This is a genomic window from Pseudoalteromonas sp. SR43-7 (genome assembly GCF_014163785.1).
Lineage (GTDB): Bacteria > Pseudomonadota > Gammaproteobacteria > Enterobacterales > Alteromonadaceae > Pseudoalteromonas > Pseudoalteromonas distincta.
The window spans coordinates 40,538-56,938 of sequence record NZ_JACJDY010000019.1 but is presented as its reverse complement, the minus strand read 5'-3'; the positions used below and the strand labels follow the sequence as shown (position 1 = coordinate 56,938).

13 protein-coding genes are annotated in these 16,401 nt (G+C 39.3%); 11 read left to right on the top strand and 2 right to left on the bottom strand.

Annotated features, from left to right (window positions below; translation table 11 throughout):
* Nucleotide 1: 1 nt before the first annotated feature.
* Genes lepB through pdxJ form a run of 5 tightly spaced genes read left to right on the top strand, consistent with a single transcriptional unit; the run spans nt 2 to nt 4,006 of the window.
* Nucleotides 2–937: a signal peptidase I gene (gene lepB, locus H5087_RS14555; RefSeq protein WP_002958716.1), complete on the top strand. Its 936-nt coding sequence runs from the start codon at nt 2–4 to the stop codon at nt 935–937.
* Between the two features lie 2 nt (nt 938–939).
* Nucleotides 940–1,617, top strand: coding sequence for a ribonuclease III (rnc, locus tag H5087_RS14550; RefSeq protein WP_002958715.1), 678 nt, complete (start codon nt 940–942; stop codon nt 1,615–1,617).
* Entirely contained in the window at nt 1,607–2,539 is a 933-nt protein-coding gene (era, locus tag H5087_RS14545; protein ID WP_182672530.1) for a GTPase Era, read from the top strand. The genes rnc and era overlap by 11 nt, the downstream gene beginning before the upstream one ends.
* Nucleotides 2,540–2,559: 20 nt before the next feature.
* Entirely contained in the window at nt 2,560–3,252 is a 693-nt protein-coding gene (gene recO, locus H5087_RS14540; RefSeq protein ID WP_182672529.1) for a DNA repair protein RecO, read from the top strand.
* A 22-nt stretch (nt 3,253–3,274) separates the two neighbouring features.
* Nucleotides 3,275–4,006 carry a pyridoxine 5'-phosphate synthase gene (pdxJ, locus tag H5087_RS14535; protein WP_182672528.1) on the top strand — a complete coding sequence of 244 codons (732 nt, stop codon included), beginning with the start codon at nt 3,275–3,277 and terminating at the stop codon, nt 4,004–4,006.
* A gap of 81 nt (nt 4,007–4,087) precedes the next feature.
* On the opposite strand, the gene barA is transcribed toward pdxJ, so the two are convergent.
* Nucleotides 4,088–6,862: a two-component sensor histidine kinase BarA gene (gene barA, locus H5087_RS14530; RefSeq protein WP_024594975.1), complete on the bottom strand. Its 2,775-nt coding sequence runs from the start codon at nt 6,860–6,862 to the stop codon at nt 4,088–4,090.
* Nucleotides 6,863–6,971: 109 nt separating this feature from the next.
* Between barA and rlmD the strand changes: the two genes are divergently transcribed.
* From rlmD to eno, 5 genes are all read left to right on the top strand, one after another.
* Nucleotides 6,972–8,297, top strand: a complete 1,326-nt coding sequence (gene rlmD / locus H5087_RS14525) for a 23S rRNA (uracil(1939)-C(5))-methyltransferase RlmD (protein WP_182672527.1) — start codon at nt 6,972–6,974, stop codon at nt 8,295–8,297.
* Between the two features lie 8 nt (nt 8,298–8,305).
* Complete coding sequence (relA, locus tag H5087_RS14520; protein WP_182672526.1) at nt 8,306–10,462, top strand: GTP diphosphokinase; 2,157 nt, start codon at nt 8,306–8,308, stop codon at nt 10,460–10,462.
* A gap of 2 nt (nt 10,463–10,464) precedes the next feature.
* Nucleotides 10,465–11,262, top strand: a complete 798-nt coding sequence (gene mazG, locus H5087_RS14515; RefSeq protein ID WP_182672525.1) for a nucleoside triphosphate pyrophosphohydrolase — start codon at nt 10,465–10,467, stop codon at nt 11,260–11,262.
* 162 nt (nt 11,263–11,424) lie between these two features.
* Nucleotides 11,425–13,059, top strand: a complete 1,635-nt coding sequence (locus H5087_RS14510) for a CTP synthase (protein WP_033020682.1) — start codon at nt 11,425–11,427, stop codon at nt 13,057–13,059.
* Between the two features lie 112 nt (nt 13,060–13,171).
* Nucleotides 13,172–14,470, top strand: a complete 1,299-nt coding sequence (gene eno / locus H5087_RS14505) for a phosphopyruvate hydratase (protein ID WP_182672524.1) — start codon at nt 13,172–13,174, stop codon at nt 14,468–14,470.
* Between the two features lie 192 nt (nt 14,471–14,662).
* Here eno and mutH read toward each other — a convergent pair whose 3' ends face one another.
* Entirely contained in the window at nt 14,663–15,334 is a 672-nt protein-coding gene (gene mutH / locus H5087_RS14500) for a DNA mismatch repair endonuclease MutH (protein ID WP_182672523.1), read from the bottom strand.
* 530 nt (nt 15,335–15,864) lie between these two features.
* Between mutH and rppH the strand changes: the two genes are divergently transcribed.
* Entirely contained in the window at nt 15,865–16,383 is a 519-nt protein-coding gene (gene rppH / locus H5087_RS14495; protein WP_002958704.1) for an RNA pyrophosphohydrolase, read from the top strand.
* The last annotated feature ends 18 nt before the right edge of the window (nt 16,384–16,401 follow it).

The following is a 16,401-nucleotide window of genomic DNA, read 5'->3' as shown; positions in this document are numbered from 1 at the left end:
AATGGCTGGTTATTTTTCAGTTTTATTGGTGTTATTAACTTTAGGCTCAGGCTTAATATGGTTAATAGATCACTTAATGTACGCCCCAAAAAGGCAGGAGCGCTTAGCGATAGCGCAAACGTCTGCTGGAGCTCCGTTAGATGAAGAAACGGCGGCATTAATTGCACCAGAACCAGTACTAACAGAAACAGCAAAGTCGATTTTCCCGATGATTGCAGCAATTACTATTTTTAGATCATTTATCTTTGAACCGTTTCAAATTCCATCCGGTTCAATGATGCCTACATTATTAGTAGGTGATTTTATTTTAGTACAAAAGTATTCATATGGAATAAAAGACCCTGTTTGGCGTACTCAATTAGTTGATATTGGGCAGCCTGAGCGTGGTGATATTGTTGTTTTTAAATACCCTTTAGATGAAAATGTTGACTATATTAAACGTACAATTGGTTTACCTGGCGATAAAATTGTTTATCGCGATAAACGTTTATATATTCAGCCAAATTGTAAAGAAGGCGAAACCCAGCAGGGTGAGCTTTTATGTAATGAATTCAATAAAATTGATTTTAAACTAATTAATGATAACGAATTTAAACAAGGCCCAATGCCTCTAGCTCGTGTAAATGAAAATTTAACAACAGTTACGCATGATATATTAATCAACCCACAAGCGCCCGAGAGAAAAGGGCGTTACTACCAGCAACCGGGCACGCCTTCTGATGAATGGACTGTTCCTGCTGATCATTATTTTATGATGGGTGATAACCGCGACAACAGCCAAGATGGTCGCTTTTGGGGCTTTGTACCAAAAGAAAACTTGGTGGGTAAAGCTGTCTTTATATGGATGAGTTTTGAATTTGAGAATGGCCCTGATGATATTTTACCAGGATGGGTTCCAACTGGTGTTCGCTTTGAGCGCCTAGGTAATATTCAGTAACGATGAAAAAAAATGTAACAGAATTATATAAAAAAATTGGCTATGAATTTGCCGATCAAGGTTTACTTGAGCAAGCAATGACGCACCGCAGCCACAAAGGCCAGCATAATGAGCGACTAGAATTTTTAGGCGACTCTATTTTAAGCTTTGTGATTGCCAATGCACTTTATGCCAAATTTCCTAAAGCGCGTGAAGGCGATTTAAGCCGCATGCGCTCAACGCTTGTGCGTGGTCAAACACTTGCCGAGTTTGGTCTTGAATTTGGCCTAGGCGATTATTTACGCTTAGGGCCGGGCGAGCTTAAAAGTGGCGGATTCCGTCGCGAGTCAACGCTTGCTGATGCAGTAGAAGCTATTATTGGCGCTGCATTTTTAGATTCAGGTATTGATAGCTGTGGCGATCTTATATTGTCATGGTACGAATCACGATTAGATGCTATTTCACCAGGGCTTAACCAAAAAGATCCGAAGACCCTGCTGCAAGAGTATTTACAAGCCCGTAAATTATCTTTACCGGGTTACACTGTGGTTGATACCAAAGGCCAAGCACACAATCAAACATTCACGGTCGAATGTATTGTTGATGGAATGGATAGCATAATTTCTGTAGGTAGCTCGCGCCGTAAAGCCGAACAAAAAGCTGCTGAAAAAGCATTGAAGATACTTAAAAATGAACCTTGATACCCTAATACAGCCTCATGAAGGTGATGTAGATACGTTTTGTGGAATGGTTGCTATTGTAGGGCGCCCAAACGTAGGTAAGTCGACTTTGCTTAATGAAATTATTGAGCAAAAAGTGAGTATTACCTCACGTAAACCACAAACCACGCGTCATCGTATTATGGGTATTCATACCGAAGGTAAACACCAAGCGGTATACATAGATACACCAGGTCTACACGTTGAAGAAAAACGTGCGATTAACCGTTTAATGAACCGTGCCGCGTCTAGTTCTATCGGCGATGTTGAGCTTATTATTTTTGTAGTTGAGGGCACTCATTGGAATGGCGATGACGACATGGTACTTAATAAAGTATCGCAAAGTGGTAAGCCGGTATTATTGGTTATTAATAAAATAGACCAAGTTAAAGACCGTGACCTTGTGTTGCCTCATATGAAGTGGTTAAGTGACAAGTTTGATTTTGTTGGAATTATGCCTGTATCGGCAACGCAAGGTAAAAATGTTGATTTAATCAAAGCAGAAGTTACTAAACGCTTACCTCCTTGCGAATTTTACTTTCCGGAAGATTATGTAACTGACCGTTCAATGCGCTTTATGGCAGCTGAAGTAATTCGTGAAAAACTAATGCGTTTTATGGGCGAAGAATTGCCGTATTCTGTAACTGTTGAAATTGAGCAGTTTAAATGGCAAGACAACGGTATTTGGCATATCAACGGGTTAATTCTTGTTGAGCGCGAAACACAAAAACGCATGGTTATTGGTAATAAAGGCGAAAAGCTAAAAACCATTGGCCGTGAAGCCCGTAAAGACATAGAAGAAATGCTTGATAACAAAGTGTTTTTAGAGCTTTGGGTTAAAGTTAAGTCGGGTTGGGCTGACGATGAACGTGCACTAAGAAGCTTAGGTTACAGTGAAGACTAAACCAAGCAGTAGCTTAGTGAATGGATAGCGACTTCTACACCGCGTATTTATTACATCGGCGTCCTTATAGTGACTCCCAAGTAATGTTAGATATGCTTGTAGAAGGCGTTGGTCAGTTAAGAATGCTGGCCCGAATTAGTGGTCGCCAGGCCACTAAACATAAAGCACAACTTCAGCCGTTTCAGGCACTGCTTGTTAATTACAGTGGCAAGTACGATTTAAAATATATCAATAAGTTTGAACTGCATGGGAACTCGCACTTTTTAAAAGGTGATGAGCTTTATTGTGGTTTTTATTTAAATGAGCTTACAAATCGTATCGTTCCTGTTAACGAGCCAATTGAACAAGTATTTGAGCTATATAAAACTCATCTATCAAACCTAAACAGCGGGGCTAATTTACAAGAGGTGCTTCGCTCATACGAGTTTCAACTATTGGAATTACTCGGTTATGGCGTGGATTTTAGTTTTGACGCCAGTGGTGAACCAATAGATGAAAAGCAGACGTATAGTTATTTCCCCGAACTTGGTTTTTTAGTACAAGAAGATACACGTTCTGGATTTAGTGGCAAACAACTCAACGCCATAGCAAATCATGACTTTAGCCAAAATGATGTGCTATATATGTCAAAGCAATTAAGTCGCTATTTATTAAAACCCTTATTAGGTAGTAAACCATTAAAAAGCCGCGAGCTATTTATGGCCTCTCAATAAACGTAATTTTACAGGTAAGAAAATGAAAGATATTCTTTTGGGTGTAAACGTAGATCATATTGCAACACTTCGCCAAGCGCGTGGAACAAGCTATCCAGATCCCGCTCATGCAGCCAGTGTAGCAGAGCATGCAGGCGCAGACGGTATTACGATTCACTTACGTGAAGACAGACGCCATATTCAAGATCGCGACGTTTATGTAATGGCTAAAACCATTCAAACTCGTATGAATCTTGAAACCGCTGTTACCGATGAAATGATAAAAATAGCGCTTGAAGTAAAACCTGAGTACGTGTGTTTAGTACCTGAAAAGCGCGAAGAATTAACAACCGAAGGTGGCTTAGACGTAGCCGGTAATATAGATAAAATTAAAGTAGCAACAAAAACGCTTACCGAAGCGGGTATTAAAGTATCGCTATTTATTGATGCAGATAAAGCACAGTTAGATGCAGCCAAAGAATGTGGTGCTCCTTATGTAGAAATACACACAGGCGCGTACGCTGATGCAACAAATGATACTGATTTACACAAAGAGTTAGAGCACATTCGTGAAGGTGTTAAATACGCAGCAAGCTTAGGTTTGATTGTTAACGCTGGCCATGGTCTTCATTATCATAACGTGAAACCAATCGCTGCAATGCCTGAGATTTATGAGCTAAATATTGGTCACGCTATTATTGCTCGTGCAGCGATAGATGGGCTTGAAAAAGCCGTACGCGACATGAAACGATTAATGATTGAAGCAAGAATGTAAGATAAGCAAACATAAGCATTTAAAAAGCTTAATAAAAAAACGCGGTAAATACCGCGTTTTTTTGTATCTAAAATTCAAAGCTTATCTTTGCAGTTCGGTCACACTTGCATCCGCAAGTAGGTTTTCAAGCTCATCTTGTAACTCAAATAATTCAGGTTCAATATTCTCTAACAAGCATTTATTTTTAAGCGATGTTTCGATTGTTTCTGCGAGTGACTTAAGTTTTGGTACACCAGTGTAGCAACATGCACCATGAAATTTATGAACAATACTTAACACTTGCTGGCAATCGTTACTCTCTATTGCTTTAGCAAGTAATGTAAGGGTCTCAGGGACACTTAAAAGTAGCATGTTAAGCATCTCTAGCGCTAACTCGCTCTTTCCGCCAGCACGCTGCAGGGCTTGTGCCCAATCAATTCTACTACTTTGAAATGGTGCAGGACTTTGTGGTGTATCTGTCTTAGCTTTGTCACGATTAACAGGAGTCTGTGGACTATGGTCGCTAATAATTTGTTTAAGCATATCTTCATCAATAGGCTTAGTTAAATAGCCTTTAAAGCCATCTTTTAGTAGTTGCTCTTTTTCGCTTTGAAGGGCGTGTGCCGTTACAGCGATAATGGGTGTGTCTTCATTAAGTGATGATTCTTGTATAAGCTTACATGCGGTTATACCGTCCATAATTGGCATTTGTATATCCATAAAAATTATGTCGTATTTATGACTTTTACTTAAACTGTATGCCTGTGAACCATTATGAGCCGTTTCTATTACTTCAATCTGTTCACTTAACAAAGTATGGAGAAGTTTTAAATTAGCATCGTTATCATCAACAACCAATACTTTTAACGGCAGTAGAGCTTGATCGTTTTGTTCAATATTATGAGTCGGGTGGTCAAGTCTGTAAGGTGCTGCAAGTACTTCACATAACTTACGGTGATTAAGTGGCTTACTTAAACATGCATCAGCTCCGCTGCCTATAAAGGCTTCTCGCATATTGTGCGATACAGTATTAAGCATTAAATATAAGTAATCAGTAGATTCACGCACGGCTTTTACATAGCTTTTTAGTTGCTGCATATCATCAACTGATGCCATATGGCCAATTAAGCAAACGTCATATTTATGTTCAGTATTTTTTATAGCGTCTAAAAAGCTAGTTTCGTTAAAGCATGCCGTAACGTTTGATTCCCACTGGGTTAATAACGAAAGTACGGCGTGGTGCGTATGCTCATGTGGCTCTAAATATAAGATACGCTTACCAATGAGCGATTTAGTCGGTAAGTCATTTGTAAATACGTGATTTGGCAAACTAAACACACTATTGAATGTAAAGCAGGTACCGTTACCAGGCGCAGAATTTAACGTTATACGACCACTCATTGCTTCAACAATATGCTTGGTAATAATAAGACCAAGGCCTGTACCACCAAACTTACGTGTAATGCTTGAGTCTGCTTGCCCAAATGGAGTGAATAAAGAGTCTTGCTTATCCATAGGTATACCCACGCCAGTATCTGTTACTGACACAAGTAAAGAAGTGCGTTCGTCGTCGAGTAACCGATGGCTTATGTCGACCTTAATAGAGCCTTTTTCGGTAAATTTAATCGCATTACTTAACAGGTTTATTAAGACTTGTTTAAAGCGAGTGGGATCGCCTGTTAAGTCATCCGGTACTTGTTGGTTAATGTAAATGGATAGCTCTAATTGCTTATCGTGTGCGCTAGGAGCGAGTAGTGTCATTACTTCATTTACAGCATCACGAAGTTGAAACTGAATCGACTCAAGCTCCATTGCCCCCGCTTCTAGTTTGGAGAAGTCTAAAATGTCGCTAATAATAGTCATTAAACTATTTGCTGAGAGCATAATAGTGTCGAGATAATCTTTTTGATGTTTATTCAGCGGTGTTTTATAAAGCTGGCGTGTAAATCCAATAACACCGTTTAACGGAGTACGAAGCTCGTGACTCATTTTAGCTAAAAAGTCTGATTTTACACGGTTAGCATCTTGCGCTTCTTTTTTTGCAAACGAGAGCTCTATATTTGACGTTTCGTATTGCTCTAGTGTTTCGCGGTAATCGCTTGTTGCTTGATCAATATTTTTTTGCATTTCATCTTTTTGCATCACCATAGTGTGAGCAATGGTGTTTAAGCCTTCTCGAAGTAACTCAAACTCACCAATCATGTTGTCGTTAAGGCCAGTACTTCTTTTACCTTCAACTAACTTGTCGGTTGCAAGTACTAACTTATTAAGCGGCGTCATAAACATGCGGCTTAACTTTAAAGCTAAAATAGCTGCAAACACCAATGATAAAATAATGACAATACCGCTAATTAATAAAGCTCGTTGTTGCCCTATAACAGCTTGGTCTTTATTTAGCTGTATAATAACGGTGCCCAGAGATGACTGAAAAGCCGACGGGTCCCATTTAGAATCGTGACTTGTATGGTTAATAATGGGTGTGAAAAATGTAACAAGCTCATCTGACTTTTGCACATGGGTGGTTTTTAAATTTATGAGCGTTTTTTGACTAATTAACTTTTCAAATGAGCGGTGATAATTACTGGTCATTAATAGCGCATTATTTTTATCAAAAATTGCAATCGACTTAATTGTAGGGGAGTGCTTGTTATGTGTGTAGCTTATAAGGCGATTCAATAGCTGTTTGTTTTTTTCGAGCATGGGTTGCTCAAGCGCAATAGCAAGGGGCTCAGAAATAGTAGTGCCTTGCTGATATAAAATTTCATCAAGCTCAATGTAACGATTTATTGTAAAATAGCCACCAAGTAGTAATCCTATGATCACCGTTGGGATCAGGGTCAGTGTTAAAACAGAATCGCGTAAGCCTAATTTGGTCATAATGAGAGCGTTTTATCGTTATTAGTATGAATTGAGTATATACGGTTCAACACGCATTCTAAAGCATCTAAATATAGGTGCTTAATAAATAAAGTTAAGGTAATGCCTAATGGCGCAAATTTTTAAAGCGAAAAAAAAACCGTTAAAGCAACAAACACTAGAATTAACTATAACGGGAATGGATCATCAAGGGCGTGGCATTGCTAAACATAACAATAAAGTATGTTTTGTAAGCGGTGCATTACCAAACGAAACAGTCAAAGCAACACTCGTCGAAGATAAAGCTAAATACAGCAGTGCAAAAGTAATTAAAGTTATTCAAGCGAGTGAATCAAGAGTAGATGCTTTTTGTGAGCACTATAATCAGTGTGGTGGTTGCCAATTACAGCATTTAGAAGTAAGCCAACAAGTTGTAGAAAAACAAACTGCAGTTACTCAGTTATTTAGTAAGTTTGCTAAATTAAACAGCTTAAACTGGCAAACCCCATTATTAAGTAAACCTGTGCATTACAGACGCAGCGCTCGCATAGCCGTTATGTTTGATAAAGCAGCTAAAAAAATGCGCGTGGGTTACAGAGCAAGTGGCTCAAAAAATATTGTGAGTATTAATAAATGTGCAGTACTTGATGAAGTATTTACAGATGTTTTTACACTTTTTGATGATTTAATTAATCAATACAAAGCACTGCACAGTATAAGCCATTTACAGTTATGCCAAAGTGATAAACAAAACTTTGTTGTTATTCGCCACACTAAAGCGATCAACGATGAATTTAAAGCAATAGTGGAACAAGCCTCACAAAGTCAGCAATATCAAATTGTATGGCAAAGCGAGAGCGATGTAATCGAGCATTCACACTTAGCCATGCCATTTTATTATCTTAAAGAATTTGATCTAAAATTTGAATTTGGTTTAGGTAATTTTATTCAGGTAAACGCACAAGTTAACGAAGCTATGTTAAAGCAAGCTGCAAATTGGCTTGATTTAAAAGGTGATGAAAATTTATTGGATTTATTTTGTGGGATTGGTAATTTCTCATTAGTGCTGGCAAAACAAGCAAAATCTTTAATTGGCGTAGAAGGAGTGACTTCAGCGGTTGCAATGGCTGCTCAAAATGCGCAAACTAACTCTATTACCAATGCGCAGTTTCATTGCTTTGATTTAACCCAAAGCATACAAAGCGCCCCATGGTTTAGTAAAAACTTAGATGTGCTTGTACTCGATCCTTCTAGGACTGGTGCTATGGCTGTATTAGAGCAATTACCTTTAAAGCAGTTTAAAACTATTTTATATGTCTCTTGTGACCCTGTTACTTTAGCCCGTGACAGCGCAATTATTTCACAAGCTGGCTTTGATCTTAATAAAATTGGGCTAATGAATATGTTTCCTCATACAGGGCATATTGAAACTATGGCGTTATTTCAACGGAGGTAGAACGCATTATGGTAGCTACACGACAATCACATCAACAAGATGAGACAACAGATTTTAGCACTCGGCTTTCATTTCTTGCCTTGTCTGAAGAAAAAACAGAGCTACTTACTAAAGCCCAAGCGCTCTGCGTAAAATGTGATAGTGAAGGCAGGCAAACTACTGCAATCGAAATGGTTGAAATTTTAGCTGAGCTAAATCTCGACCCCGAATCGTTAGCTACTGCGTATTTAACCCCGTATTTTTTAAACGACTTAATATCGCTTGAAACCATCGAAGAGCAGCTTGGGAATAACATAGCCATGCTGTTAACTGGGGTTGCACAAATGGCCACTATTAGTACTTTATCGCATCAAGGTAAAGGCACTATGCAAGTTGATAATATTCGAAAAATGTTATTAACCATGGTTGAAGATGTGCGCGCCGTGGTCATTAAGCTTGCCGAGCAGGTATGTCATCTACGCAATGTAAAAAATGCGGATGAAGAAGACCGCGTTATTGCCGCTAAAGAAACAGCTGATATTTTTGCACCATTGGCAAACAGATTAGGAATAGGGCAATTAAAATGGGAACTGGAAGATTTATCGTTTAGATATTTGCACCCAGGCACCTATAAAAGCATAGCCAAACAACTTGACGACAAACGCCTTACACGCGAAGCCTACATGGAAGATATGGTTGAGCAGGTAAAAAACCGTTTAAGTGAAGCGGGCATAGAAGCCCAAGTTTATGGTCGTCCTAAACACATTTACAGCATTTATAAAAAAATGCAGCAAAAAAACTACGAGTTTGATCAGCTTTTTGATATTCGGGCAATGCGTATCGTCGTTGAACGATTGCAAGACTGCTACGGTGCGCTGGGCATTGTGCACACCAATTGGCGTCATCTTAATAAAGAGTTTGACGACTATGTAGCAACCCCAAAACAAAACGGCTATCAGTCAATTCATACCGTGGTATTTGGACCTGAAGGTAAAACAGTAGAAATACAAATTCGTACCAGCGACATGCATCAAGATGCTGAGTTAGGGGTGGCTGCACACTGGATGTACAAAGAAGGTGCATTACCAGGGCGTGGCTCGGGTTATGAGCAAAAAATTAGCTGGTTGCGTAAGCTACTCCAATGGCAAGAAGAAGTGGTCGATGGCGGCGATTTAGCAGAAGAGCTTAAAAACCAAGTAGTAGAAGACCGCGTATACATATTTACCCCAAGCGGCGATATTATCGATTTACCACTTGGCGCTACACCGCTTGATTTTGCTTACTACATCCACTCAAATGTGGGGCATCGTTGTATTGGCGCAAAAATATTCGGCAAAATAGTGCCGTTTACGCATCAACTTACAACAGGGGATCAGGTAGAAATACTGACCCAAAAACAACCAAATCCAAGTCGTGATTGGTTAAACCCGTCATTAGGATACATTAAGTCATCGCGTGCTAGAGCTAAAATTCATCACTGGTTTAAACAGCTCGACCGCGACAAAAACTTAAGTGCGGGGAAAGAAATTCTCGACAGTGAGCTACAAAAGCTCAATTTAACATACAAAGATTTAGAGCCAGCCATTAAGCGTTTTAACTTTAAAGAGCTGGATGACTTAATGGTTGCGATTGGTGCGGGCGATGTTCGCCTCAATCAAATGCTTAACTTTGTAAGTGATCGGACAGAAGACGAGCCGGTTATTCGCATTAAAGCACCAAGTAAAGTAACTGGTGATAAAAACGGCATTGTGGTTGATGGCGTTGGCAGCTTAATGAGCCATGTAGCCAAGTGCTGTCGCCCAGTACCTGGCGATGAAATAATAGGTTATATAACCCAAGGTCGAGGAATAGGTGTTCATAAAGAAGACTGTGATTCGTTTAATAACTTAAAAAACCAGCATCCTGAGCGTGTAATTTCTGTAAGCTGGTCAGATGATATTAACGGCTCGTACGCACTAAGTATTAAAATAGAAGCCACCGACCGTTCAGGGCTGATACGCGATATAAGCTCAGTACTTGCTAATGAAAAAGTAAATGTTTTAAACATGAACGTAAATACGGTTGAAGATAATCAGTTAGCTATATTTACAATGCAAATAGAAGTACATGACTTATCGGGTACTAACCGTGTTCTTTCTAAATTACACCAAATTGAAGGTGTACACGATGCCAAGCGTGGTCATTAATCATGAATGATAATACAGCGCTTACACAACTTCTTAGCATAATGAAAACACTGCGAGATCCCAAGGGCGGTTGTCCGTGGGATCTCAAGCAAGATTTTAAATCTATTGTGCCGCATACACTTGAAGAAGCGTACGAAGTTGCTGACTGTATTGAATCAGGCAACTTAGATGAGCTTAAAGGTGAATTGGGTGATTTGTTATTTCAAATAGTTTTTTATGCGCAGCTTGCACAAGAGCAAAATCTATTTGATTTTAATGATCTAGTAGAGCAATTAAACGATAAGCTTACCCGTCGTCATCCGCATGTGTTTGGTGAAAAAAAAGAGTTAACAGACGATCAATTATCGCAGCAGTGGCAAGCAATCAAAGCACAGGAGCGAAGTGCTAAAGCGCAAATCGAATCCCCTTCTTTTTGGCAAGATATCCCTGGCAATATGCCAAGCTTAAGCAAAGCCAAAAAAATTCAACAACGCGTGGCTTCCCTTGGCTTTGATTGGCCAACGTATCATGGTGCACTAGATAAAGTGAGTGAAGAAGTGCTTGAAGTAAAAGAAGCGATTGAGCAAGACCCGCTATCTGATCATACAGCGGAAGAACTCGGCGACTTACTTTTTGCCACTGTTAATGTTGTACGCCATGTTAAACGAGATCCCGAACAACTGCTTCGTAGCGCTAATGATAAGTTTTCAGCGCGTTTTGAAAAGGTAAACGCTTATTTGCATGCGCAAGGTAAAAGCTTAGATACAGCAACCTTTGAAGAGATGGATAGTGCGTGGGATGCGATTAAAAAAGTAAAATAGGCCTAATGTTAAATAGTGCACATTTTTTGTGCGCGTATTAGCTAATTTTAGCTGGATTGATAAGCAGTGTTTTGGTACAATTTCGCCCCGTCTTGATGATATACCCTTAGGCTCTTCTTTGGGTGTTATATTCCTTTTAATTCCTGATATTCTAGGGTTCGCATGAGTACAAAATTTATCTTCGTTACTGGCGGAGTTGTTTCTTCGTTGGGTAAAGGTATTGCCGCAGCTTCACTGGCCGCTATTTTAGAAGCCCGTGGTTTAAATGTTACCATTTTAAAGCTGGATCCTTACATCAACGTTGACCCAGGCACAATGAGCCCAATTCAACACGGTGAAGTTTACGTTACAGAAGACGGCGCAGAAACGGACCTTGATTTAGGTCACTACGAGCGTTTTATCCGTACCAAAATGACTAGTCGTAATAACTTCACACAAGGCCGTGTATATGAAGACGTATTACGTCGTGAGCGCCGTGGTGAATACCTAGGTGCTACTATTCAGGTTATTCCACATATCACTAACGATATTAAGCAACGTGTATACGACGGTGCTGAAGGTTATGATATTGCTATTGTAGAAATTGGCGGCACTGTAGGTGATATTGAATCACAACCGTTTATTGAAGCAATTCGTCAGATGGGTACTGAAATTGGTCGCGAACGCGCGCTATTTATTCACTTAACGCTAGTGCCATTTTTAGGCCCTGCCGGTGAAGTTAAAACGAAACCAACTCAGCACTCTGTTAAAGAGTTACGCTCAGTAGGTATTCAACCAGATATTCTTATTTGTCGTTCAGACCGTAAACTACCTAATAATGAGCGTGCAAAAATCTCATTATTCACAAACGTAGAAGAAAAAGCGGTTATTTCACTACCCGATGTAGACAGTATTTATAAAATTCCTGCGTTATTAAAAACACAAGAATTAGATAACTTTGTATGTCGTCGTTTTCACTTAGATCCACCAGAAGCTGATTTAGCTGAGTGGGAACAAGTACTTTATCAAGAGTCTAACCCAACGGGTGAAGTGACCATTGGTATGGTTGGTAAATATATTGAATTACCAGATGCGTACAAATCGGTTAACGAAGCATTAAAGCATGCGGGTCTTAAAAACCGCCTAACAATCAACATTGAATACGTAGATTCACAAGACTTAGAAAGCAAAGGTGTTGAATTACTTTCACACTTAGATGCTATTTTAGTACCTGGTGGATTTGGCGGACGTGGTGTTGAAGGTAAAATCTTAGCAGCTAAATATGCACGTGAAAATAAAGTACCATACTTAGGTATTTGTTTAGGAATGCAAGTAGCATTAATTGAATATGCACGTAATGTTGCAGGTTTAACGGATGCAAACTCTACAGAATTTAATGCAAATTCAGAAGCGCCTGTAGTTGGCTTAATTACTGAATGGCTAGATGCTGAAGGTAATGTTGAAACACGTAGCGAAAAATCTGATTTAGGTGGCACTATGCGTTTAGGCGCACAAAAATGTCATTTAACGCCTGGTTCTAAAGTACATGGAGTATATGGCAGCGACGAAATTGTTGAACGTCATCGTCATCGCTACGAAGTAAATAATAACTTCGTAGAAATACTTGAAAAAGCAGGCTTAAGCTTTACTGGTTTATCAGAAGATAAAAAACTGGTAGAAATTATCGAAAATAAAGATCACCCATGGTTTATTGCCGCGCAGTTCCATCCGGAATTCACGTCAACGCCACGTGATGGTCATCCGTTATTTGAAGGGTTTGTAGCAGCTGCGCACATCCACCAAAAAGCGAATTCGTAATTTTAAAAGCCGTGCATATTGCACGGCTTTTTTGTTTTAAGGGCTGACTAAGCTATATAAAACGTAGTAAAGTTAGCTGAACTCACCATTTTGGGAATATAGAGGAATCAAGATGTCAGAAATCGTAAAAGTAATCGGTCGCGAAATTATGGACTCGCGTGGTAACCCAACTGTTGAAGCAGACGTACATTTAGCAGATGGTTCTTGGGGTCGTGCAGCAGCACCTTCAGGCGCATCTACTGGTACTCGTGAAGCATTAGAGTTACGCGACGGTGATAAATCACGTTACTTAGGTAAAGGCGTATTAAAAGCAGTTGGTTATATTAATAAAGAAATTGCTGATGCTTTAGCTGGTCAAAATGCATTAGATCAAAACGCTGTTGATAAAGTGATGCTAGATTTAGATGGTACCGAAAATAAAGAAAAATTAGGTGCAAACGCAATCTTAGCTGTATCACTAGCATCTGCGAAAGCAGCTGCACAGTCTAAAAAAGTTGAGCTTTATGAGCATATTGCTGACTTAAATGGCACACCAGGTGTTTACTCTATGCCACTTCCAATGATGAACATCATCAATGGTGGTGAGCACGCAGATAACTCTGTAGATATTCAAGAATTCATGATCCAACCTGTTGGCGCTAAAAACTTCCGCGAAGGCCTACGTATGGGCGCTGAAGTATTCCACAGCCTTGCTAAAGTGCTTAAAGCTGATGGTCATTCAACAGCGGTTGGCGATGAAGGTGGTTTTGCACCTAACCTTGCATCTAATGAAGCGGCTCTTGCTGCAATCAAGGTAGCTGTTGCAAACGCAGGTTACGAGCTAGGTAAAGATATTACTTTAGCGATGGATTGTGCTGCATCTGAGTTTTACGACAAAGAAGCAAACATCTACGATCTTAAAGGTGAAGGTAAAAAATTCACTTCTGAAGAATTTAACTTCTTCTTACAAGATCTTACTAATCAGTACCCAATCGTTTCTATCGAAGATGGTCTTGATGAGTCTGATTGGGATGGCTTTGCACATCAAACTAAACTAATGGGTGATAAAATCCAATTAGTAGGTGATGATTTATTTGTAACAAATACTAAGATTTTAAAACGTGGTATCGACAACGGTATTGCTAACTCAATCTTAATTAAGTTTAACCAAATCGGTTCTTTAACTGAAACTTTAGCTGCAATCAAAATGGCTAAAGATGCTGGTTTTACTGTTGTTATTTCTCACCGTTCTGGTGAAACTGAAGATTCAACAATTGCTGATTTAGCAGTGGGTACGGCTGCAGGTCAAATCAAAACAGGTTCATTGAGCCGTTCTGACCGTGTTGCAAAATACAACCAATTGCTACGTATTGAAGAGCAATTAGGTGATAAAGCACCGTACAACGGTCTTAAAGAAGTTAAAGGTCAGTAATTCTATTTTATATAGAATCTAACTTTTAATTTAGATGATAAAATCCTCGCCTATGCGGGGATTTTTTATGCCTGATACTTTTTCCAAAGAGATGAAAATAAGTTGTAGGCTTTAAGCTTGTTGATGTACGCAGCACTAAAGAGTGGAACACAAAAGTATAACGCTTTATTCATACTTTAACTTCTTACGTACTCATAGCTGAAACTGCTGCTTTAAAATATCACCTGTAAAACTGGTTTTTAAATAAAAACCACGGGGTAGAGTTTTAATTATTTGCCCATTTGGGCCAATAGCATCAGTGACTATTTTACTATGAGCAGCTTTAGGGCGTATTTGCATAGCATCGCCTAAATGGCCTGATATTTCGTCGACTCTACCTAGCGCAATTAGCTCCATTTGCTCTTCCCAGTCGCGTTGTAACAAAGCGTCTTGTTCAGGTGAAGGCTGCCACAAAAAGCCGCTGCCGATAGTTCTGTCAAACGGCGCAATATCACGTTCGCTTAAAATTGGCAGCCATAAAACATGATTTAGTTTTTTACGCACAGAGCTGGTATGCCACGTCATTCCCGTTACGTTCATTAAAGGTGTAACCGATACAAACGTAGTTTCCAGTGGCCTACCTTTATAAGAAATAGGCAGTGTTTTTAGCTCAATTCCTAAATCTTCAAAATCGGGGAGGGGTTTTGAGCCTGCAGTAGCGCCTAGTACGTATTCAATGAGTTGCCCAGTCCAGCCTTTTTCACGTAGTAAATCATCTGGCGTTTTAAAATTATACTTGTTAGCAAGTTGTCCTAGCGTTAATCCGGCAATACTGTTAACGCGTTGCATTAAGTCGTTTATTGAGTGTGGTTTTGTAGGTCGCATATTCTTAATTTCGGTTGTATAAATACCATAGCCATGATAGCAAATAGGCTAAGCCGTGGATATCTTTAGGGTTGTACGTTTTTTGCCCGCCTGTTGTTTGTGTTAATTTTGCACATATTGAAATTAAGCTACTTTACTTTAAGTTACTGACTCTGCAGGTTTTTTTAAATGTGCAAGTTCAGTTTTGATTAAGCCATTTAAAAGTTGTAAGGATAAATACAACTATATGAACATGTTTATCCACAGAATCTGTGGAGAAGCTAAGTTTTAAGATCTAATATTGTGGATTTGTTTGCAAAATGAGCGTGTTTTACAAAAGTTATGCACAAACTGTGAGTAACTAGAGGAAAACAAGAACCGCAATAGCTTTGCTGAGTTATTTTCTAAATATTTACCTATTCTCTATTAATTTATCAACATACTAAAAGCTTAAACTTAGCTCACTAATTGGCTTGGGTATAATAGTATTTGCCGTATTGCGGCTAATGTGGAACAATCATTAAAAATCGACTTACAAATGAGGCACTAAGGTGATTGATGCCGAAGGTTTTCGTGCCAATGTCGGAATTGTGATTTGCAATAATCAGGGACAGGTTTTTTGGGCCAGACGTTATGGTCAACACTCTTGGCAATTTCCCCAAGGTGGTGTTGATGATGGCGAAACTGCAGAACAAACCATGTACCGTGAATTACACGAAGAAGTAGGGTTGCGACCAGAAGATGTAGAAATAGTCGCAAGCTCAAAACATTGGTTACGCTATAAATTACCCAAACGATTAATCCGCCGAGACTCTAGTCCGGTGTGTATTGGGCAAAAACAAAAATGGTTTTTACTAAAATTACGCTGTAAAGACGAAGATGTAAATTTACTTAAAACCCACCATCCAGAGTTTGATGATTGGCGCTGGGTAAGTTATTGGTATCCTGTAAGACAGGTTGTATCGTTTAAACGGGATGTTTATCGACGAGTAATGAAAGAGTTTGCTCCTTTCGCCATGCCTTTTAATAAGAGAGAACAACATAAAGATCATTGGCGAAGTAAAAGGTAGTAATTTCTCGATACAATA